Origin of the sequence: Halomonas denitrificans, assembly GCF_003056305.1 — a bacterium.
In the GTDB taxonomy this organism is placed as follows: Bacteria; Pseudomonadota; Gammaproteobacteria; order Pseudomonadales; family Halomonadaceae; genus Halomonas; species Halomonas denitrificans.
Genome location: NZ_PYVX01000001.1, coordinates 386,644 through 404,729 on the forward strand (window position 1 = coordinate 386,644; position 18,086 = coordinate 404,729).

At 70.0% G+C, this 18,086-nt stretch carries 21 protein-coding genes; 3 read left to right on the forward strand and 18 right to left on the reverse strand.

Going from position 1 to position 18,086, the window contains the following annotated elements; all coding sequences use genetic code 11:
- Positions 1 to 42: 42 nt before the first annotated feature.
- Together purM and purN are read left to right on the forward strand one after the other, a co-directional pair.
- A complete protein-coding gene (gene purM / locus C9F13_RS01740; protein WP_108444515.1) occupies positions 43 to 1,116 on the forward strand; it encodes a phosphoribosylformylglycinamidine cyclo-ligase in 1,074 nt (357 codons plus the stop codon).
- The gene (purN, locus tag C9F13_RS01745) at positions 1,113 to 1,853 is read left to right on the forward strand and encodes a phosphoribosylglycinamide formyltransferase (protein WP_108444516.1); all 741 of its coding nucleotides are present in this window, start codon (positions 1,113 to 1,115) and stop codon (positions 1,851 to 1,853) included. The genes purM and purN overlap by 4 nt, the downstream gene beginning before the upstream one ends.
- Positions 1,854 to 2,080: 227 nt before the next feature.
- Here purN and dcd read toward each other — a convergent pair whose 3' ends face one another.
- The 6 genes from dcd to C9F13_RS01775 form a co-directional block, all read right to left on the reverse strand.
- Positions 2,081 to 2,647: a dCTP deaminase gene (dcd, locus tag C9F13_RS01750; RefSeq protein ID WP_108444517.1), complete on the reverse strand. Its 567-nt coding sequence runs from the start codon at positions 2,645 to 2,647 to the stop codon at positions 2,081 to 2,083.
- Between the two features lie 142 nt (positions 2,648 to 2,789).
- Entirely contained in the window at positions 2,790 to 3,590 is an 801-nt protein-coding gene (apbC, locus tag C9F13_RS01755) for an iron-sulfur cluster carrier protein ApbC (protein ID WP_245888711.1), read from the reverse strand.
- 198 nt (positions 3,591 to 3,788) lie between these two features.
- Positions 3,789 to 4,835: a coiled-coil domain-containing protein gene (locus C9F13_RS01760; RefSeq protein WP_157955149.1), complete on the reverse strand. Its 1,047-nt coding sequence runs from the start codon at positions 4,833 to 4,835 to the stop codon at positions 3,789 to 3,791.
- Between the two features lie 126 nt (positions 4,836 to 4,961).
- Positions 4,962 to 5,375: an alternative ribosome rescue aminoacyl-tRNA hydrolase ArfB gene (gene arfB / locus C9F13_RS01765; protein ID WP_108444520.1), complete on the reverse strand. Its 414-nt coding sequence runs from the start codon at positions 5,373 to 5,375 to the stop codon at positions 4,962 to 4,964.
- A gap of 58 nt (positions 5,376 to 5,433) precedes the next feature.
- Positions 5,434 to 6,108, reverse strand: coding sequence for a spermine/spermidine synthase domain-containing protein (locus C9F13_RS01770; protein ID WP_108444521.1), 675 nt, complete (start codon positions 6,106 to 6,108; stop codon positions 5,434 to 5,436).
- Positions 6,109 to 6,223: 115 nt separating this feature from the next.
- Positions 6,224 to 6,778 (reverse strand): YqhA family protein, encoded by a 555-nt coding sequence (locus C9F13_RS01775; RefSeq protein ID WP_108445313.1) that lies wholly within the window; start codon positions 6,776 to 6,778, stop codon positions 6,224 to 6,226.
- A 114-nt stretch (positions 6,779 to 6,892) separates the two neighbouring features.
- Here C9F13_RS01775 and C9F13_RS01780 point away from each other — a divergent pair, with 114 nt between their 5' ends.
- The gene (locus C9F13_RS01780) at positions 6,893 to 7,822 is read left to right on the forward strand and encodes a YihY/virulence factor BrkB family protein (protein WP_108444522.1); all 930 of its coding nucleotides are present in this window, start codon (positions 6,893 to 6,895) and stop codon (positions 7,820 to 7,822) included.
- A gap of 51 nt (positions 7,823 to 7,873) precedes the next feature.
- On the opposite strand, the gene C9F13_RS01785 is transcribed toward C9F13_RS01780, so the two are convergent.
- From C9F13_RS01785 to urtC, 12 genes are all read right to left on the reverse strand, one after another.
- Positions 7,874 to 9,304 (reverse strand): phospholipase D family protein, encoded by a 1,431-nt coding sequence (locus C9F13_RS01785; RefSeq protein WP_108444523.1) that lies wholly within the window; start codon positions 9,302 to 9,304, stop codon positions 7,874 to 7,876.
- A gap of 191 nt (positions 9,305 to 9,495) precedes the next feature.
- Entirely contained in the window at positions 9,496 to 9,714 is a 219-nt protein-coding gene (locus C9F13_RS01790; protein ID WP_108444524.1) for a hypothetical protein, read from the reverse strand.
- Between the two features lie 46 nt (positions 9,715 to 9,760).
- Positions 9,761 to 10,414 (reverse strand): urease accessory protein UreG, encoded by a 654-nt coding sequence (gene ureG, locus C9F13_RS01795; protein WP_108444525.1) that lies wholly within the window; start codon positions 10,412 to 10,414, stop codon positions 9,761 to 9,763.
- Between the two features lie 26 nt (positions 10,415 to 10,440).
- On the reverse strand, positions 10,441 to 11,163 hold the full coding sequence (locus C9F13_RS01800) for an urease accessory protein UreF (RefSeq protein ID WP_108445314.1): 723 nt from the start codon (positions 11,161 to 11,163) through the stop codon (positions 10,441 to 10,443).
- Positions 11,147 to 11,674 (reverse strand): urease accessory protein UreE, encoded by a 528-nt coding sequence (locus C9F13_RS01805; protein WP_108444526.1) that lies wholly within the window; start codon positions 11,672 to 11,674, stop codon positions 11,147 to 11,149. Before C9F13_RS01805 ends, C9F13_RS01800 begins: the two co-directional genes overlap by 17 nt.
- A 173-nt stretch (positions 11,675 to 11,847) precedes the next feature.
- Complete coding sequence (gene ureC / locus C9F13_RS01810; protein ID WP_108444527.1) at positions 11,848 to 13,551, reverse strand: urease subunit alpha; 1,704 nt, start codon at positions 13,549 to 13,551, stop codon at positions 11,848 to 11,850.
- Complete coding sequence (locus C9F13_RS01815) at positions 13,548 to 13,916, reverse strand: urease subunit beta (protein ID WP_108444528.1); 369 nt, start codon at positions 13,914 to 13,916, stop codon at positions 13,548 to 13,550. The genes ureC and C9F13_RS01815 overlap by 4 nt, the downstream gene beginning before the upstream one ends.
- A 10-nt stretch (positions 13,917 to 13,926) precedes the next feature.
- Entirely contained in the window at positions 13,927 to 14,229 is a 303-nt protein-coding gene (gene ureA / locus C9F13_RS01820) for an urease subunit gamma (RefSeq protein WP_108444529.1), read from the reverse strand.
- Positions 14,230 to 14,254: 25 nt separating this feature from the next.
- Entirely contained in the window at positions 14,255 to 15,154 is a 900-nt protein-coding gene (locus tag C9F13_RS01825) for an urease accessory protein UreD (RefSeq protein ID WP_108444530.1), read from the reverse strand.
- 235 nt (positions 15,155 to 15,389) lie between these two features.
- The gene (gene urtE / locus C9F13_RS01830; RefSeq protein WP_108444531.1) at positions 15,390 to 16,088 is read right to left on the reverse strand and encodes an urea ABC transporter ATP-binding subunit UrtE; all 699 of its coding nucleotides are present in this window, start codon (positions 16,086 to 16,088) and stop codon (positions 15,390 to 15,392) included.
- Complete coding sequence (gene urtD, locus C9F13_RS01835; RefSeq protein WP_108444532.1) at positions 16,088 to 16,933, reverse strand: urea ABC transporter ATP-binding protein UrtD; 846 nt, start codon at positions 16,931 to 16,933, stop codon at positions 16,088 to 16,090. The genes urtE and urtD overlap by 1 nt, the downstream gene beginning before the upstream one ends.
- Positions 16,930 to 18,084 (reverse strand): urea ABC transporter permease subunit UrtC, encoded by a 1,155-nt coding sequence (urtC, locus tag C9F13_RS01840; protein ID WP_108444533.1) that lies wholly within the window; start codon positions 18,082 to 18,084, stop codon positions 16,930 to 16,932. The genes urtD and urtC overlap by 4 nt, the downstream gene beginning before the upstream one ends.
- Positions 18,085 to 18,086: the final 2 nt, after the last annotated feature.

Here is an 18,086-nt window from a genome sequence, read left to right on the forward strand (position 1 = left end):
TGCGACAGGCCTCGCGACCGCCATTCTCATACAGGAAGCGTCATGACCGATTCCACCAACCGCCCGACCGGGACCTCGCTCAGCTACAAGGACGCCGGCGTCGACATCGATGCCGGCAATGCTCTGGTCGACCGCATCAAGGGCGTCGCCAAACGCACCACCCGCCCCGAGGTCATGGGCGGCCTGGGCGGTTTCGGCGCCCTGTGCGAGCTGCCCAAGGGCTACCAGGAGCCGGTGCTGGTCTCCGGCACCGACGGCGTCGGCACCAAGCTGCGCCTGGCCATGGACATCGGCCGCCATGACACCATCGGCATCGACCTGGTGGCGATGTGCGTCAACGACCTGGTCGTGGCCGGCGCCGAGCCGCTGCTCTTCCTCGACTACTATGCCACGGGCAAGCTCGACGTGGATATCGCCGCCGACGTGGTGACCGGCATCGGCGAGGGCTGCGAGCAGGCGGGCTGCGCCCTGGTGGGCGGCGAGACCGCCGAGATGCCCGGCATGTACGAGGGCAGCGACTACGACCTCGCCGGCTTCTGCGTGGGCGTGGTGGAGAAGTCCGAGATCCTCGACGGCAGCAAGGTCGGCGAAGGCGACGTGCTGCTGGGCCTGGCCTCCTCCGGCCCCCACTCCAACGGCTACTCGCTGATCCGCAAGATCCTCGAGGTCTCCGGCGCCGCCCTGGACACCGCCGTCGACGGCAAGCCCCTGGGCGAGGCGCTGCTCGCGCCCACCAAGATCTACGTCAAGCCGCTGCTGTCGCTGATCAAGGAAACCGACATCCCGGTGCACGCCCTCTCGCACATCACCGGCGGCGGCCTGACCGAGAACATCCCCCGCGTGCTGCCCGAGACCCTGGGCGCGCGCATCGACGCCGCCAGCTGGACCCGCCCGGCGATCTTCGACTGGCTGAAGGAGCAGGGCAACGTAGACGAGCACGAGATGCACCGGGTGCTCAACTGCGGCATCGGCATGGTGATCGTGGTACCGGCGGAGAAGGCCGACCAGGCCCGCGCCCACCTGCAGGCCCAGGGCGAGACGGTCCACCGCATCGGGGTGATCACCGCCCGGGGCGAGGACGACGAGCCGGTCCAGCTGGAGAACCTCGAGGCATGAGCGGGACCGACTACCAGAGCGACACCCTGAACGCCTTCACCCCCGAGCCCAGTGAGGCGCGGCGGGTGGTGGTGCTGATCTCCGGCAGCGGCAGCAACCTCCAGGCGCTGATCGACGCCCAGGCGCATGACGAGCTGGGCGGCGAGATCGTCGCGGTGATCTCCAACCAGCCGGACGCCTACGGCCTTAAGCGCGCCCGGGACGCCGGAATCGACGCCGTCGCCCTGCCCCATCGCGAGTACGACAGCCGCGAGGCCTACGACGGCGCGCTGATCAAGGTGATCGAGCGCCACGAGCCCGACCTGATCGTGCTGGCCGGCTTCATGCGCATCCTCACCCCGCGCTTCGTCAACCGCTTCCTGGGCCGGATGCTCAATATCCACCCCTCGCTGCTGCCCGCCTACACCGGGCTGCACACCCACGCCCGGGCGCTGGCCGACGGCGTCAGCGAGCACGGCTGCAGCGTCCACTTCGTCACCGAGGAGCTCGACGGCGGCCCGGTGGCCCTGCAGGCCGAGGTGGCGGTGGCTCCGGACGAGACCGAGGAGAGCCTGCAGGCCAAGGTCCAGGCCCGGGAGCACCTGATCTACCCGATCGCCGTGCGCTGGTTCCTGGAGGGACGCCTGCAGCTCAAGGGCGAGGCGGCGGCCATGGACGGCGTCGCGTTGCCTTCCACCGGCATGCGCCTCTCCCACGCCGACGCCGCCGAGGAGCTCGACGAGGACGTAGAAGAGTAGGTCCGTCCTCGAGTCTGCTAGAGACGAGACAGCCCCGCCGGCATCCGGCGGGGCTGTCTTGTTTTGGAGGCTTTATCGCAAACTCAAGAAAGCCGGCGATTTGCGCAGCGAGCGATGGCAGACTGGGCGCCGCCGGAGCGCAGGAACCGGAGTGTAGCCTGCTACATGAGGATTCCGAGTACCGCCGGCGGCCAGGTTGGCGAGCGCAGCAGCAAATCGGCGCTTTCTCAGGTGCGCGGCAGGGTCACACCCCTCTGCCCCATGTACTTGCCGCCGCGATCCTTGTAGGAGGTCTCGCAGACCTCGTCGGACTCCAGGAACAGCATCTGCGCCACGCCCTCGTTGGCGTAGATGCGCGCCGGCAGGTTGGTGGTGTTGGAGAACTCCAGGGTCACGTGCCCCTCCCACTCCGGCTCCAGCGGCGTCACATTGACGATGATGCCGCAGCGCGCGTAGGTGGACTTGCCCAGGCAGATGGTCAGCACGCTGCGCGGGATGCGGAAGTACTCCACGGTGCGCGCCAGGGCGAAGGAGTTGGGCGGGATCACGCAGACGTCGCCCTTGATGTCGACGAAGCTCTTCTCGTCGAAGCCCTTGGGATCCACCACCGCCGAATGGATGTTGGTGAAGACCTTGAACTCGTCGGCGCAGCGTACATCGTAACCGTAGCTGGACGTCCCGTAGGAGATCACTCGCCGCTCGTTCACGTAGCGCACCTGGTCGGCCTCGAAGGGCTCGATCATGCCTTCCTGCTCGGCCATGCGGCGGATCCACTTGTCGGATTTGATGCTCATCGACACGTCCTGAAGCTATCTGGTGGAAAAAGCGCCGTGGGAAACCACGGCGCCAGAAAAAACCGGGGCCACATCATAGCGGCCCCGGGCGGGAAGGTCACGGCAACTCGCCCCGGGCGGGCGATGCCGGGCGAGCGGCTCATCACTCGCCGAAGGAGATCTCCGGACCATCGGGCGCCTGGCCCTCGACCTGCTCGGCCACCTGGCGGGCCATATCGCGAAAGCCGGTGGTCACCTCACCCTCGGGCTCGGCCACCACGGTGGGGCGACCGCCATCGACCTGCTCGCGGATCGCCAGGCTCAGCGGCAGCCGGCCGAGCACCCGGGTCTCGTACTCGTCGGCGATGCGCTCACCGCCGCCCTCGCCGAAGATCGGCTCGCTGTGGCCGCACTGGGAGCAGGTGTGCAGGCTCATGTTCTCCACCACGCCGAGCACCGGCACGTTGACCTTGCGGAACATCTCGATGCCCTTGCGGGCGTCGAGCAGCGCGATATCCTGGGGCGTGGTCACGATCACCGCGCCGTCCACCGGCACCTTCTGGGCCAGGGTCAGCTGGATGTCGCCGGTACCCGGCGGCATGTCGATGAACAGGTAGTCGAGATCGTCCCAGGCCGTCTGGGTGAGCATCTGCTGGAAGGCCCCGGCCACCATCGGCCCGCGCCACACCATGGGCTCACGGACGTCGGCCAGGAAGGCCATGGACATGGCCTGGATGCCGTGGGCCTCGAGCGGCCGGAAGCGGTTCTCGCCCGCGGACTGGGGGCGCACGCCCTCGCCCACCCCGAGCATCTGGGCCTGGCTGGGCCCGTAGATGTCGGCGTCCAGGATGCCGACCCGGTAGCCCTCGGCGGCCATGGCCAGCGCCAGGTTGACGGTGACGGTGGACTTGCCCACCCCTCCCTTGCCGGATGCCACGGCGACGATATGCTTGACCCCTTCGATCACGGATCGCTCCTTCTGCTGTTGGGGGTTGCCACGCGAGCGGCATGAACGGCCAGTATACCCGCCGGGTCGCCCCGCCATGCAATGCCTGCTCGTCGATGCCTGCCTTGCCCTCTCGCCCTGCTCTCATGCCCGACAACGAAAACGGCGAGCCGAGGGCTCGCCGTGGGGCAGGACAGGAAGTGGCTTCCTGGAAGGTCAGTCGGTGTTGGCGCCCTGGGCGGCCTCGGCCTTCGGCGGCTCCTCGGCCGCCGGCTCGGCAGCGGCTTCCTCGCCACCCTCGGGCTGGACGCTCTGCTCCAGCTCGTCAAGCTCGCTGCGCCAGGTCTCGAGCTGGCCGTCCAGGCGTTCGAGCTTGGACTGGCGCGAGGCGACCTGGGCGTCGAGCTCGGCTACCTCCTCGCGGCCGACCTTGATCGCGACCTCGAGATCCTTGAAGGTCTCGCGGGCCTGCTCGACGCTCGAGCGGGCCTCTTCCAGCTCGCCCTGGGTCGCCTCGAGGGCCTCGGCGGCCTCGTTGCGGCTCGCCTCGAGCTCGGCGATCTCCTGCTCGAGGGCATCGCGCTCCTGCTGCAGGGCCGACAGCGCCTCGTCGACCTCCGCCTGGCGCTGCTCGGACGCGGCGATCTGCTGCTTGAGCTCGTCGAGCCTCGCCAGCGCCTCGTCACGGGCGGCGACCGCCTCGCTGCGCTCCTGCTCGGCCTGCTGGCGGGCCTGCTCGGCTTCCTGGCGAGCCTGTTCGGCGGCCTGGCGCGCCTCCTCGGCCTTCTGGCGAGAGGCCTGGGCCTCGTCACGCGCCTCGGCGGCCTCGCGACGCGCCGCCTGGGTGGCCGCCAGCTCCTCCTCGGCGCTGGCCAGTGCCGCCCGGCGCTCTTCCAGGTCGGCCTCGGCGGACGACACGGAGGCCTGGGCCACCTCGAGCTCGGTCTGGGCCGCATCGATCTCGGCGCGCACGCCCTCCAGCTCGGCCTCGGCGGCCTGGAGCTGCTCGTCGAGCTCGGCACGACGCGCCTCGAGGTCGTCGATATTGCCGGCCTCGCTCTGCAGCGCCTCGACGCGCTCGGTGAGCGACGCGTTCTCGGCCTGCACGCCGTCGAGGCGCTGACGCAGCGACTCCAGGGCCTCGTTGCTGGAGCTGGCGCTCGACTGGGCGATCAGCGCCCAGATCAACGCCACGACCGCCACGGCCGTAAGGCCCTTGACGCGATTATCCTTGAACAGCTCACTCATCGACGTATCGGCCATCGGCGAGTCCCCCTGCATGGTTGGGTGTCGGTCGCCGGCCACGCTCGGCCGGCCATCACGGTGTCGTCTCCCAGCATACACGCCAGGCCGGCGACCGCCACCCGGGCAGCGATGACGCCGTCAACGTCAGGGCTCGACCTTGCCGCGCAGGGCCTTGTGCCGACCGCGCTTCTTCTTGCTGTCCAGGCGACGCTGCTTGGCGCCCTTGCTGGGTCGGGTGGCGATGCGCTTCTTCGGCGCGTACATCACACTCTTGATCAGCGCCTTGAGCCGCGCCAGGGCCTCGGCGCGATTGCGCTCCTGGGTGCGGTGGCTCTGGGCCTTGATGATCACCACGCCGTCGCGAGTGATGCGCTGATCGCCCAGCGCCAGCAGCTTCTCCTTGAAGCCCTCGGGGAGGCTGGAGGCCTGGATGTCGAAGCGCAGGTGAATCGCCGTGGCGACCTTGTTGACGTTCTGGCCGCCGGCGCCCTGGGCGCGCACCGCCTGCATCTCGATCTCGTGGTCGGGAAGGGTCACCTGGCGTGAGAGTTCCAGCATGCTGTCTGCCTGAGTGGGAGAAATGGGCCCGGCGCCATCGGCGCCGGGCATGGGACGATCAGCTGGCCAGCCAGATCCGGTGCTTCGCGCCCTTGCCGGGGCGGTGGGCGCGCACGGTGATCTCCTCGACCAGCAGGCCGACGCGGCGCAGCCGCTCGGTGAAGGCCGGGTCCTGCCCCGCCGACCAGACCGCCAGCACCCCGTCGGGGCGCAGGGCCTGCTGGGCGACTTCGAGCCCCCGGGGCGAATAGAGCCAGTCGTTCTCGCGCCGCGTCAGCCCCTCGGGGCCGTTGTCCACGTCGAGCATGATGGCGTCGAAGCCGCCGGGCTCGGCGCGCAGCAGCTCGCCCACGTCGCCCAGGCTCACTCGCGTACGGGGATCGTCGAGGGGGCGCCCGGCGGCCGCCCCGAGCGGGCCGCGATTCCACTCCACCACGCCGGGGACCAGCTCCGCGACGACCACCTCGGCATCCTCGCCGAGCGCCGCCAGGGCGGCCGCCAGGGTGAAGCCCATGCCCAGGCCGCCGACCAGCACGCGCGCCCCGGGACGCCCGGCGACGCGCCGGCAGGCGAGCTCCCCGAGAGCGTCCTCGGAGCCGTGCAGGCGCGTGTTCATCAGATCGCCCGGGGCGCCGACGATGCGGATGGAGAACTCGTCGTTGCGCTGCAGCAAGCGCAGCTGGGTGCCCTGACCGGGAATGCTCGCGATGCCGATCTCTTCGAATTTGGCCATGCTGTCTCGCTGTCACGGGAATGACTCGGTCACCGGAACGGCGCCGAAAGCGCGCATTATGCGCGGGCCGCCGACGACTTGCCACGCCGTCGCCCCGGCGCGCCTCGCACCGGCGTCACTCCTGCTTGTGCGCCAGCGCCATCAGGTAGAGCGCCAGCGCCAGGGCCAGCACCGAGAGCGCCAGGTAGATCGCATCCAGCGGGGTGTCGAAGTTGATCCCCACCACCGCGCGGAAGAACTCGATGATCACGGCGAGTATGACCACCCGCGCAATCTTGTCCTTGAGCTGATCGAGGGAGCTGACGTTGAAGGGGTGATGGGGATCACGCCCCTCGGCGGGCTCGATGCGCGAGACGAAAAGCTTGTAGACGCCCAGCGCGAAGATCATCAGCACCAGAGCGATCAGGTAGATGTCCACGGCCACGATGATGTCGGTGACCACGGTCTTGTGGATGTCGTCTCCTCCGCTGAGGTAGTGACGCCAGGTATCGGCCAGGACCGAGAGCACGTCCAGGCTGGCGATGATGAACAGCACCAGCGCCCCCAGCAGCGCCGGAATCACGGCCATCAGCACCATCAGCCGCGAGTGCCACAGGAAGGCCTCGAAGCGTCGCTCGAGCTGCCCGCGGCGTTTCGCGGGGCGGGGATCAGGGCGGTGTTGCGGTTCCATGTCGTGCGTCTCCTCGATGACGGGGCGTCCGCCGACGCGATCGCCGCCGAACATTTGACCCAGGCGCGAAGGATACCCCTATGATGACGCAGGCACACTGGCACGGCAGCCCCGATGACGTCACCCCCCGAAGCCCCCCGGCAGTCGCTCTTCGCCCTGCTGCCGCTGACGCTGCAGTTCCTGTGGCGCGTACTGTGCGCCTTCCTGCGCAACCGCGGCATCCTGCTGGCCGGCGGGGTCGGCTACAACATCCTGCTCTCCATCGTGCCGCTGTTCGCCCTGATGGTCGTGCTGCTGGCCGGCGTGGTGGACCAGCAGCACCTGCTCGAGGTGCTCTCCATCCAGGCGCGCCACCTGGCCCCCGCCCACGCGGAGGTGCTGCTCGACGCCGTGCGCACCCTGCTCGACTCCCGCGACGTGATCGGCATCCTGGGCTTTCCGGTGCTGCTGCTGTTCAGCTCCTTCGCCTTTCGCATGCTCGAGGATGCCCTGGCGATCATCTTCCACGCGCCCGACACCCACCACCCCCATCGCCGCCTCTGGGTTTCGGTGGCGCTGCCCTACGCCTTCATGCTGGTGCTCGGGGCGGGCCTGCTCGCCCTGACCCTGCTGGTCAGCCTGGTGAGCTCGATGAACGCGCTGTGGCTGACGCTGTTCGAGCGCAACCTGCCGCTGGCCGGGCTCTCCGAGCCGATGCTCAACCTGACCAGCTTCCTCGGCGTCTTCCTGCTGTTCAGCGCCATCTACAAGGTGCTGCCAGTGGTCACCATCGCCCTGCGCCGGGCGGTGGTGGGCGGCTTCGTCGCCGCCCTGCTGTGGGAGGGCGTGCGCTTCCTGCTGGTCTTCTACTTCGCCAACATCTCGCTGGTCAACGCGGTCTACGGCTCCCTGGCGACCCTGGTCGTGGTGCTGCTGAGCCTGGAGGTGGGTGCCATCATCCTGCTGCTGGGTGCCCAGGTGATCGCCGAGCTGGAGCGCAACGCCCGTCTCGGCCTCGCCTGGTACATCGACCCGCGCCGCCAGGCGGTGACCCACGTCGACTGACGCCCTCGCCGGCGTGGCGCAGGCACCAAGACGGCTCGGCGAGGACGCGGCTCAGAAGGTGGAGAGCCCGGTGGCCTCCATGATCCGATAGCGCCACCGCTGCCAGGTCGAGGCGTCATCATGGGACGCGAAGGGCTCGCTGGTGATCCGCTGCGGGGTCGAGTGCCAGCGACGCGCGAAGAAGGCCGCCGCGTCGAGCAGGGCCTGGGTCTCGGCAGGCCCCACCAGGCGCACGCTGGTCTCCAGGTTCAGGTCGTCCAGGTTGCGCCGGGTGAAGTTGGCCGAGCCCAGGATCAGCTCGGCCTCGCCATCGCCCGCGGCGGGTCGACGCAGCAGCAGCTTGCTGTGGCACTGCTCGCCCTCGGTGGCGCACCAGCGCACCGGCACCCCGGCGGCGTGCAGCTCACGCGCCACCGGGCGGTTGGGGATGCCGCCCTTCTCGATCCCGAAGGCGTCGCGATTGGGATCGAGCAGCACCCGCAGGGCCACGCCGCGCCGCTGGGCCGCCACCAGCGCCTCGATCAGCGCCCGGTGCGACAGGTAGAAGACGGCGATATCCAGCCGATCGCCTGGTTCGCTTGCCTCGATGGCCGCCAGCAGCGCCTCGCGGATGGCCCCCTCGGTGAGCACCTGCAGCCTCGCGCCCTCGGTCGGGGCCGGCGAGGCGGCCAAGGCCTCGGGCCCCGGCAGGCGCACCCCCGACCAGCCCGCCACCGCGCGCTCCGAGCCCAGCAGGTCCAGCGCCGCCGCCCCCTCGAAGCGCAGCGCCACGTTGCCGTGCCGGCTGCTGGCATCGTGGGGATTGGCCGAGGTGACCAACCCGGCCCAGCCTTCGCCCCGATCGACGACCAGGGTCTTGCGATGGTTGGCGTTGAAGTTGAGCAGGGTCAGGTAGCTTCGCAGCGGCACCTGCCCCGGGCCCAGGGGATTGGGCAGCCAGCCACCCTCGTGATGATTCCCGAGCCAGCGCGGCCCCAGGTGCCAGGCCCCCGACCAGAGCGGGTTGGAGGCTCGCAGCCGCGTCAGGTCCGTCACGACCACCCGGATACCGGCCGCGCGCAGCCGCTCGAGGTGTGCCGGCTCGAGGCCGCCGTAGAGGGTATTGAGCGGGTCGGTGATGACCACGGCCTCGAGCCTCGGACGCTCGGCCCTGCGCTCGATCAGCGCCTCGGTGAGCTCCGCCGACAGCGGCCGGAAGTCCTGGCCGTCGGCGGCGCCGGCGAAATCGTTGAACAGGAACATGTCCAGCACCACCAGGCGCTCGGCCTGGCCGATCAGCGCCATGACCTCGTCGAAGATCCGGCGCCGGGCATGTCGCTCACCGGACGGGGCGTACCAGGTCTCGTCGGCGAGGAAACGCACCCCCTCCGCGGAGCGCGCCGGAAAGGCCCGGCCCAGCCCCTCCGGCAGCGGCTTGTAGCGCTGCCAGGCGCCCATCGCCAGCCAGGCCACCAGCAGCGCCGTCACGATCCAGGGCCACATGCGGCGCCTCCCTCTCCCTCGGTCTGTCACAGCGTCTCTCCCTCGCGGTTTCCCGGGCGCCGCCGACCCTCCTGGCGCCCTCACCCGCCCTGCCGCCAACGGGAGGACGGCCTGCCAGCATAGCGAGCGGCCGCCACCAACGCACTACGCCCGGCCGGGGCCGGGCGCAGCAGAGGGCGTGAGGCGCCGGCTCAGCCCTGGCGCGGTCGCCTACGACGTCGCACCAGGCGCGCCAGCGGTACCAGGGCGGCGAGCCCCAGGGCGCCGATCGCCAGCACCGCGAGCATCGCCGGGCTGCCGGTATGGGCATGGACCTCGGGGGCGCCGTGGCCCGAATGCGCCAGGGCCAGCGGTGTCGCAAGCAGGCTCGCGGCGAGGACGGGGAAGGTTCGGGATGCGCGAAGGGTCATGGGCAGGTCTCCAGGCAGTGGAAAAGAGGGTCGGGTGAGCAAAGGATCAGGCGGGGGCTGCGTCGCGTCCTCCGGGCGAGGCGACCGGGCGACGCTCGGGGAGCATGCCGCGCTCGAGGATGAAGGCGATGATCTCCTCCAGCCCCACGCCATCGTAGAGGTTGGTGAAGACGAAGGGACGCTCGCCGCGCATCGTGCGCGAGTCGCGCTCCATGACCTCGAGCGAGGCGTGGACCTGCTCGGCGATGTCGATCTTGTTGATGATCAAGAGATCCGACTTGGTGATGCCCGGCCCCCCCTTGCGCGGAATCTTGTCGCCGGCGGAGACATCGATCACGTAGAGGGTCAGGTCGGAGAGCTCGGGGCTGAAGGTCGCCGAGAGGTTGTCGCCCCCGGACTCCACCATCACCAGCTCGAGCCCCGGATGGCGCGCCTGGAGCTCATCGATGGCGGCGAGGTTCATGGAGGCGTCCTCGCGGATCGCCGTGTGCGGGCAGCCGCCGGTCTCGACGCCGAGGATCCGGTCCGCCGCCAGGGCCTCGTGCCTGAGCAGGAAGTCGGCATCCTCGCGGGTGTAGATGTCATTGGTGACCACGGCGATGTCATAGTGGTCGCGCAGGGCACGGCAGAGCTGCTTGAGCAGGGCCGTCTTGCCGGAGCCCACCGGGCCGCCGACGCCGATTCGCAGGCAATGGGTCATGGATCCTCTCCTAGGTTCTTGATCCGTTAGCTTCTGAACAGTCGTGAGTACTGGGTCTCGTGCAGGGCGCTGGCCAGTGCCAGGCCCGGCAGCGCCGGCCCCAGGTCGTCGTCCTCGAGCGCCAGGGCCTCGTCCACCGCGGCCACCAGCGCCGGGCGCAGCCGTTCCACCAGGCGCTGCGCCGCGGTATGGCCGAGCGGCAGGGCCTTGCAGGCCACGGCGAGCTGGTTCTCCAGCCAGGCCCAGGCGAAGCCCAGCAGCGCCTGGCGCACCGGCACGCCCCGCACGTGGGCCGTCCAGGCAAAGACCGTCACGTAGCCGGGCTCGCCGGGCAGCGCCGGGGCCTCGCTCGCGGGGCCGCCGGGCAGCAGCGCGAGGCTCGAAAGCAGGCGTACCAGGGCGGCGCCCAGGCGGCGATCCTCGGCGGCGAGCTCCGCGGTCTCGCGGGAGGCGGCGAGCCAGGCGTCCCACTCGGCGACGGCCTCGCCGTCCGCCGCCTGCCAGGCCCGGGTGAGGCGCGCCAGCGCCGGCAGCTCGCAGCGAGTCAGGCCGTCCTCGAGCACCCCCTCGAGCCACTCGCCGAGGCTCGCTTCGTCCGACACCCAGCCCAGCTCGAAGGCGCTCTCGAGCCCCTGGGAGAAGGCGAAGGCGCCGATGGGCAGCGCCGGGCTGACCAGCTGCAGGAGCCCCAGCAGCGCCAGGTCGTCGTCCCTGGGCGCCGTCGCCGGCCCCTCAGTGGGCGTGATCATGGGCATGGCCGTGGTGATGCAGGTGTTCATGGCCCTCTCCATCCGCCGCTTCGCCGCGGGCGTGGGACGCCGTGTGAGAATAGGCGCCCGGCTCGGGGTCGAAGGGCGCCCGGTGATGCTCGAGGCGCGCCCCCAGCCGCTCGGCCAGGGCCTCGAGGACATGATCCGGCGGGAAGCGCACGTAGCCGCCCTCCCCGTCCTCGCCCAGCGCCAGCTGCACGTGGCGGTTGCCCAGGTGATAGGCGAGCCGCGCCAGCGGCAGGCCGGCCGCGATGCGGGCGGTCACCACCGGCTCCACGGCGGCGCGGATGCGCACCACCTCGCCTCCCTCGCCGCGCAGCCCCTCGCCGTCGCGCAGCACCGGGCCGCGATCGAGGAACAGGCCCATGGCGCGCCCGGCATCGCTCTCGGCCTTGAGCCGACCCAGCACGCGCTGTTCGAAGGGCAGCGTCAGGGTGTCACTCGCCCGGCTCGCCTCGATGGGCCCCAGGCGTTCGATCAGTTTCAGCATCGGCATCATCCCTAGAAGGTATTCGCGGCTGATCGGGCGGCAGGCCCGACGTGTCGGACCATGACGAGGGCGCTGTGAATACTTCCCTGTAAGCTACTTTTGCCATCCCTGGCAAAAGACCCTCGCGCCGACCTGCCCCCGGCGCCGCTTGAGTGTTGGTCATCACCTGCGGCTCAGAACAGGTGATAGCGCTGGGCGAGCGGCAGCTCGGTGGCGGGCTCGCAGGTCAGAAGCTCCCCGTCGCAACGCACCTCGTAGGTCTGCGGGTCGACGCTGAGCTCGGGGCAGGCGTCGTTGAGCTTCATGTCGGCCTTGCGAACGCCCCGCACGTCCCGGCAGGCGGTGAGCGGACTCTTCAGGCCGAGTCTGTCCTTGATACCGGCTGCCAGCGCCGCCTGACTGACGAAGGTCAGCCGCGTCTGGCTCACCGCCCCGCCGAAGGCGCCGAACATCGGGCGGTAGTGCACCGGCTGAGGCGTGGGAATCGAGGCGTTGGGGTCACCCATGGGCGCCATGGCGATCATGCCGCCCTTGAGGACCAGCGAGGGCTTGGTGGCGAAGAAGGCCGGCTTCCAGAGCACCAGGTCGGCGAGCTTGCCGACCTCGATGGAGCCCACCTCATGGGCGATGCCGTGGGTGATGGCGGGATTGATGGTGGTCTTGGCGATATAGCGCCTCGCCCGGACGTTATCCGCGCCGCGCGCCTCGTCCTCCGGCAGCAGCCCGCGCTGGACCTTCATCTTGTGGGCGGTCTGCCAGGTCCGGCAGATCACCTCGCCGACCCGCCCCATGGCCTGGGAGTCCGAGGCGATCATCGAGATCACGCCCAGGTCCTGGAGGATGTCCTCGGCGGCGATGGTCTCGCGGCGGATGCGCGAGTCGGCGAAGGCCACGTCCTCGGGGATGTTGGGGTCGAGGTGGTGACACACCATCAGCATGTCGAGGTGCTCGTCGATGGTGTTAACGGTATAAGGACGCGTCGGGTTGGTCGACGACGGCAGCACGTAGGGCTTGGCGCAGGCGGTGAGGATGTCCGGTGCGTGGCCGCCCCCGGCCCCCTCGGTGTGATAGGTGTGGATGCCGCGCTCCTTGAAAGCGGCCAGGGTGTCCTCGACGAAGCCCGACTCGTTGAGGGTGTCGGTATGGATCGCCACCTGGACGTCATAGCGCTCGGCCACGGAGAGGCAGGCATCGATGGAGGCCGGGGTGGTTCCCCAGTCCTCGTGCAGCTTGAGGCCCATGGCGCCGGCCTCGAGCTGGGCCTCCAGCGCCCCGGGCAGGCTGGCGTTGCCCTTGCCGAGCAGGCCGATGTTCATGGGCAGCTCGTCCACCGCCTGGAGCATCTTGCCGAGGTGCCAGGCGCCCGGCGTGCAGGTGGTGGCGTTGGAGCCGGTAGCCGGCCCCGTGCCGCCGCCGAGCATGGTGGTGATCCCGCTGGCGAGCGCCTCCTCCACCTGCTGCGGGCAGATGAAGTGGATATGGGCATCGATGCCGCCGGCGGTAAGGATCTTCCCCTCCCCCGCGACCACCTCGGTGCCGGGACCGATGACGATCGTGACGTCAGGCTGGGTATCCGGGTTGCCGGCCTTGCCGATGGCCGCGATGCGCCCCGCCTGGAGGCCCACGTCGGCCTTGACGATGCCCCACCAGTCGAGGATCAGGGCGTTGGTGATCACGGTGTCCATGACCGCCCCGTCGTGGCGCTGGCTCTGCCCCATGCCGTCGCGGATCACCTTGCCGCCGCCGAACTTCACCTCTTCGCCGTAGCGGGTGGCGTCGCGCTCCACCTCGATCCAGAGCTCGGTGTCGCCCAGGCGCACCCGGTCGCCCACCGTGGGGCCGTACATGTCGGCATAGGCCTGACGGCTGATCTTCATGAGGGCTCTCCCTGACTCGAGTCACCGGGTTGCGGGGGGTGCGCCGTGGAGGGCGCGGGCGACAGCTCGCCCATGACCTCGCCATGGAAGCCATAGATGCGGCGCTCGCCGAGGTAGGGGATCAGCGTCACCTCGCGCACCTGGCCGGGCTCGAAGCGGATCGCCGTGCCGGCGGCCACGTCGAGCCGCAGGCCCCGGGTGCGCTCGCGATCGAAGGCGAGGGCCGGGTTGGCCTCGGCGAAGTGATAGTGGGAGCCGACCTGGATCGGCCGGTCACCGGTATTGGCAACCTCGACGGTGAGGCGCTCGCGCCCCGCGCAGAGCTCGATCTCGCCGTCCTGCAGCTGGTACTCACCGGGAATCATGGCGCGCTCCTTAGACGATGGGCGTATGCACGGTGACCAGCTTGGTCCCGTCCGGGAAGGTGGCCTCGACCTGCACCTCGTCGACCATCTCCGCGACGCCCTCCATCACATCGTCGCGGGTCAGGATCTCGCGTCCGTGGCTCATCAGCTCCGCGACGCTGCGCCCGTCGCGGGCGCCCTCGAGGATCTCGCAGCTGATCAGCGCGATCGCCTCGGGGTAGTTGAGCTTGAGGCCGCGCTCGCGCCGCCGCTCGGCCAGCAGGCCGGCGGTGAAGAGCAGCAGCTTGTCCTTGTCTCGGGGGGTCAGTTCCATGGGGCATCTCCGTCGTGTCGGGCCATCAGGTCAACCAGATCCGGGGGGTGTGGGCCGGCAAGCCGAGCAGGCGCGGCCGCAGGATCGCCCAGGCCCGGCTGCATAGCTGCCAGGCCGCGTTGCGCTCCGCGCCCAGGTAGCGCAGCAGCAGCACGCCGTGGCGCACCGTCACCGCCCAGTGAGGGCCTGCCGGCAGGTCCTCGCGCAGCGCCGCCACGGCGCCCGCCTCGTCCTCGAGCCCCACCGCCCAGAGCGTGGCCTGCACGCTGGCCCCGCCCTGCCCCCAGCGGCCGGCGAAACGCGGATGGCGGGGATCCAGCGGTTGGCGCTCGAGCCACAGGGGCCGGCCGTTGCGGGTGAGGTGGAAGCGCTGCTCGATGGCGCCGCTCTGGAAGGGAAGCCGGCTGGCCGGGCGTCCCAGGGCCATCACCTCCCAGCCCAGGCAGCGTGACGTCTCCCCCAGCGCGATGGTGGTGCACTGCTCGCCTCGGGAGCCATCGAAGGCCAGCGTTTCCTGGGGCAGCCACTCGAGCACGCCCCGCTCGGCGACCTCGAGCCGGGTGGCCTGCCGCCAGGCGACACCGTGGCTGTCGCAGCGGTAGAGCTTGTTGGCGGCCGGGGTCGTCAGCAGCGCGTGGGCACCCGGCTCGACCCGGGCGGTGATGGACAGGGCGTCGCCGCTGACCAGGCCGCCGGGCGGGTGCAGCAGGTAGGCGTGGCAGGCGCCGCGGCGGCCCTCGGGGTGAAAGGGGCGCTGGACCCGCAGCGGCCCGAGGTGGCGACAGCGCGTCAGGCGGGTGACGCCGTCCCGGGGCGCGAAGGCGAGCTCCAGCGAGGCCGCCCAGTGGCGGCCGGCATCGAAGCGATGCCCGGAGGGCGTAGCCGGCGCCGTGGACGCCGGCGTGAGTGTCGGTATGGCCGTCATGGCGGTGCGCCTGGTCGGTAACGTGGCAAGTACCCTGTCACTCGCAAAGGCTGTACCAGAACGGCAAATCTCCGATTTATCCTTATTATTTCAATAGCTTGAATTGTATACGAAGGCGCATTCCCCGATCGGCGGCACACCAGAAAGGCGCAGCCAGGCACGGAAGCGCACCAGAAGCGGCAGGCCTCGAGGGCGGCCGTGCCCTTTTGGTGCAGGGTCTGGTGCAGGGCCGGGACTAGACCGTGAGGTGCTCGCGGATCAGCGCCTCGGAGAGCTCGCCGATCGCGCCGCGGGCCACCGGGCGCCCGCGATCCATGATCGCGAAGCGGTCGGCGTACTTGCGGGCGAAGGGCAGCTTCTGCTCCACCAGCAGCACCGTCAGGCCGTCCTCGCGGATCAGCCGGCGGATCACCTCGCCGATCTGGGTGACGATATTGGGCTGGATGCCCTCCCCCGGCTCGTCGAGGATCAGCAGCCGAGGCTCGAGCACCAGCGCCCGCCCGATGGCGAGCTGCTGCTGCTGGCCGCCGGAGAGATCGCCCCCGCGGCGGTGCTTCATCTCCTCGAGCACGGGGAAGAGCTCGTAGACCCGCCGGGGAATGCGCCTGAGCCCGTCGCCGCGCGCCGAGAGACCGGTGCGCAGGTTCTCCTCGACGGTGAGCAGCGGGAAGATCTGGCGCCCCTGGGGCACGTAGCCGATGCCCAGCCGCGAGCGATCCTCGACCCGGCGGCGGGTCAGCTCCACGTCGTCGGCGAAGCGGATGCGGCCAGAGGCCACCGCCACCTCGCCCATGATCGCCTTCATCAGGGTGGTCTTGCCGACCCCGTTGCGCCCCATCACGCAGGTGCACTGGCCGGTCGGCACCTCGAGGTCCAGGTCCCAGAGGGTATGGCTCTCGCCGTAGTACTGGTCGAGCGATGTGATCGTGAGCATCAGGCGGCCTCCTCGTCGGGTTCGGCACCCAGGTAGACCTCGACCACCCGGGGGTCGCTCGCGACCTCGTCCATGCTGCCCTCGGCCAGCACGCTGCCCTGGTGCAGCACCGTCACGGTGCGGGCGATGGAGCGCACGAAGCCCATGTCGTGCTCGACCACCACCACGGACTGCTTGCCCTTGCCGGCCAATCCCGTGAGCAGCTCGGCGGTGCGCTCCATCTCCTGCTCGGTCATGCCGGCGACCGGCTCATCGACCAGCAGCAGCCGGGGGCGCTGCATCAGCAGCATGCCGATCTCCAGCCACTGCTTCTGGCCGTGGGAGAGGATGCCGGCCGGGCGCTGGCGACACTCGACGAGCCCGACGGTGACGAGTACCTCCTCGATGCGATCGCGGATCTCGCCGGTCAGGCGCGCGGTGAGCGTGGGCAGGATGCGCTTGTCGGCGGCCATGGCGAGCTCCAGGTTCTCGAACACCGTCAGGGCCTCGAACACCGTGGGCTTCTGGAACTTGCGCCCGATGCCGAGGCTCGCGATCTCGGGCTCGCTCTTGGCCAGCAGGTTGTGGCGGCTGCCGAACCAGACCGAGCCGCTGTCGGGGCGGGTCTTGCCGGTGATGATGTCCATCATGGTGGTCTTGCCGGCGCCGTTGGGGCCGATGATGCAGCGCAGCTCGCCGTCGTCGATGGTCAGGTCTAGGGCGTCGATCGCCTTGAAGCCGTCGAAGCTGACGGTCACGCCGTCGAGATACAGGATCGGGCCGTGGCGCACGTCCACCGGCGAGGCGGCCGGCACCAGGAAGTCGAAGACGTGGTCGCGATCGGCCAGCGAGGTGAAGAAATTCATGCCGAGGCCTCCTTGGGCGAAGCGGGGTCGGGGGATGACGGGCGTGCCGAGGGGCGACGACGAAGGCGATAGGCCAGCAGGCCGGCGATGCCCTTGGGCAGCAGCACCGTGACCAGCACGAACATGCCGCCCAGGGCGAACAGCCAGGCATCCGGCATGGCGCCGGTGAACACCGTCTTGGCGTAGTTGACCAGCAGCGCGCCGATCACCGCGCCGTAGAGGGTGCCGCGTCCGCCCAGCGCCACCCAGAGCACGATCTCGATGGAGAAGATCGGCGAGAACTCGCCGGGATTGATGATGCCCACCTGGGGCACGTAGAGGGCACCTGCCACCCCGGCCAGCATCGCCGAGACCACGAAGACGAAGAGCTGGAAGCGCTCGACCCGATAGCCGAGAAAGCGGGTGCGGGCCTCGGCGTCGCGAGTCGCCACGCAGACCCGGCCGAGCTTGCTTGAGACGATCGCCCGGCACAGCACGTACCCCAGGGCCAGGGCCACGCCGGTGGCCAGGAACAGGCCGAGCCGGGTGGCGTCGCTTCGCAGGTCGAAGCCCAGCAGCTCCTTGAAGTCGGTCAGGCCGTTGTTGCCGCCGAAGCCCATCTCGTTGCGGAAGAAGGCCAGCATCAGGGCGAAGGTCAGGGCCTGGGTGATGATCGAGAGATAGACCCCGGTGACCCGCGAGCGAAACGCCAGGAAGCCGAACACCAGCGCCAGCAGCCCCGGCGCCAGCAGCACCATCACGAAGGCGAAGCCGGCCATGTCGAAGCCCAGCCAGTACCAGGGCAGCTCGTCCCAGTCGAGAAATACCATGAAGTCCGGCAGCAGCGGGTCGCCGTAGACGCCGCGATCACCGATCTGGCGCATCAGGTACATCCCCATGGCATAGCCGCCCAGGGCGAAGAAGGCGCCGTGGCCGAGGCTCAGGATGCCGAGATACCCCCACACCAGGTCCACGGCCACCGCCAGCAGCGCATAGCTCAGGTACTTGCCGAGCAGCGTCACGGTATAGGTGGAGACGTGCAGCGGATGCCCCGCCGGCAGCGCCAGGTGGAGCAGCGTCACGACGGCCAGGGCCGTGAGCAGGACGCCCAGAAAGAGCCGCGTCGCGCGTTCACGGAATGGCCGGCTGAGCCACGAGGTCGAATCAGGCATGG

Excerpts from the sequence above, each read along its gene's own strand:
- C9F13_RS01760 (WP_157955149.1), bottom strand. The coding sequence starts at position 4,835 with ATGGCCGATACGTCGATGAGTGAGCTGTTCAAGGATAATCGCGTCAAG.
- C9F13_RS01785 (WP_108444523.1), bottom strand. The coding sequence starts at position 9,304 with ATGTGGCCCTGGATCGTGACGGCGCTGCTGGTGGCCTGGCTGGCGATG.
- urtD (WP_108444532.1), bottom strand. The coding sequence starts at position 16,933 with ATGAATTTCTTCACCTCGCTGGCCGATCGCGACCACGTCTTCGACTTC.
- C9F13_RS01825 (WP_108444530.1), bottom strand. The coding sequence starts at position 15,154 with ATGACGGCCATACCGACACTCACGCCGGCGTCCACGGCGCCGGCTACG.
- C9F13_RS01815 (WP_108444528.1), bottom strand. The coding sequence starts at position 13,916 with ATGATTCCCGGTGAGTACCAGCTGCAGGACGGCGAGATCGAGCTCTGC.
- urtE (WP_108444531.1), bottom strand. The coding sequence starts at position 16,088 with ATGCTCACGATCACATCGCTCGACCAGTACTACGGCGAGAGCCATACC.
- purM (WP_108444515.1), top strand. The coding sequence starts at position 43 with ATGACCGATTCCACCAACCGCCCGACCGGGACCTCGCTCAGCTACAAG.
- arfB (WP_108444520.1), bottom strand. The coding sequence starts at position 5,375 with ATGCTGGAACTCTCACGCCAGGTGACCCTTCCCGACCACGAGATCGAG.
- ureG (WP_108444525.1), bottom strand. The coding sequence starts at position 10,414 with ATGACCCATTGCCTGCGAATCGGCGTCGGCGGCCCGGTGGGCTCCGGC.
- C9F13_RS01800 (WP_108445314.1), bottom strand. The coding sequence starts at position 11,163 with ATGATCACGCCCACTGAGGGGCCGGCGACGGCGCCCAGGGACGACGAC.
- purN (WP_108444516.1), top strand. The coding sequence starts at position 1,113 with ATGAGCGGGACCGACTACCAGAGCGACACCCTGAACGCCTTCACCCCC.
- dcd (WP_108444517.1), bottom strand. The coding sequence starts at position 2,647 with ATGAGCATCAAATCCGACAAGTGGATCCGCCGCATGGCCGAGCAGGAA.
- ureC (WP_108444527.1), bottom strand. The coding sequence starts at position 13,551 with ATGAAGATCAGCCGTCAGGCCTATGCCGACATGTACGGCCCCACGGTG.
- ureA (WP_108444529.1), bottom strand. The coding sequence starts at position 14,229 with ATGGAACTGACCCCCCGAGACAAGGACAAGCTGCTGCTCTTCACCGCC.
- C9F13_RS01780 (WP_108444522.1), top strand. The coding sequence starts at position 6,893 with ATGACGTCACCCCCCGAAGCCCCCCGGCAGTCGCTCTTCGCCCTGCTG.
- C9F13_RS01805 (WP_108444526.1), bottom strand. The coding sequence starts at position 11,674 with ATGCTGAAACTGATCGAACGCCTGGGGCCCATCGAGGCGAGCCGGGCG.
- C9F13_RS01770 (WP_108444521.1), bottom strand. The coding sequence starts at position 6,108 with ATGGCCAAATTCGAAGAGATCGGCATCGCGAGCATTCCCGGTCAGGGC.
- urtC (WP_108444533.1), bottom strand. The coding sequence starts at position 18,084 with ATGCCTGATTCGACCTCGTGGCTCAGCCGGCCATTCCGTGAACGCGCG.
- C9F13_RS01790 (WP_108444524.1), bottom strand. The coding sequence starts at position 9,714 with ATGACCCTTCGCGCATCCCGAACCTTCCCCGTCCTCGCCGCGAGCCTG.
- C9F13_RS01775 (WP_108445313.1), bottom strand. The coding sequence starts at position 6,778 with ATGGAACCGCAACACCGCCCTGATCCCCGCCCCGCGAAACGCCGCGGG.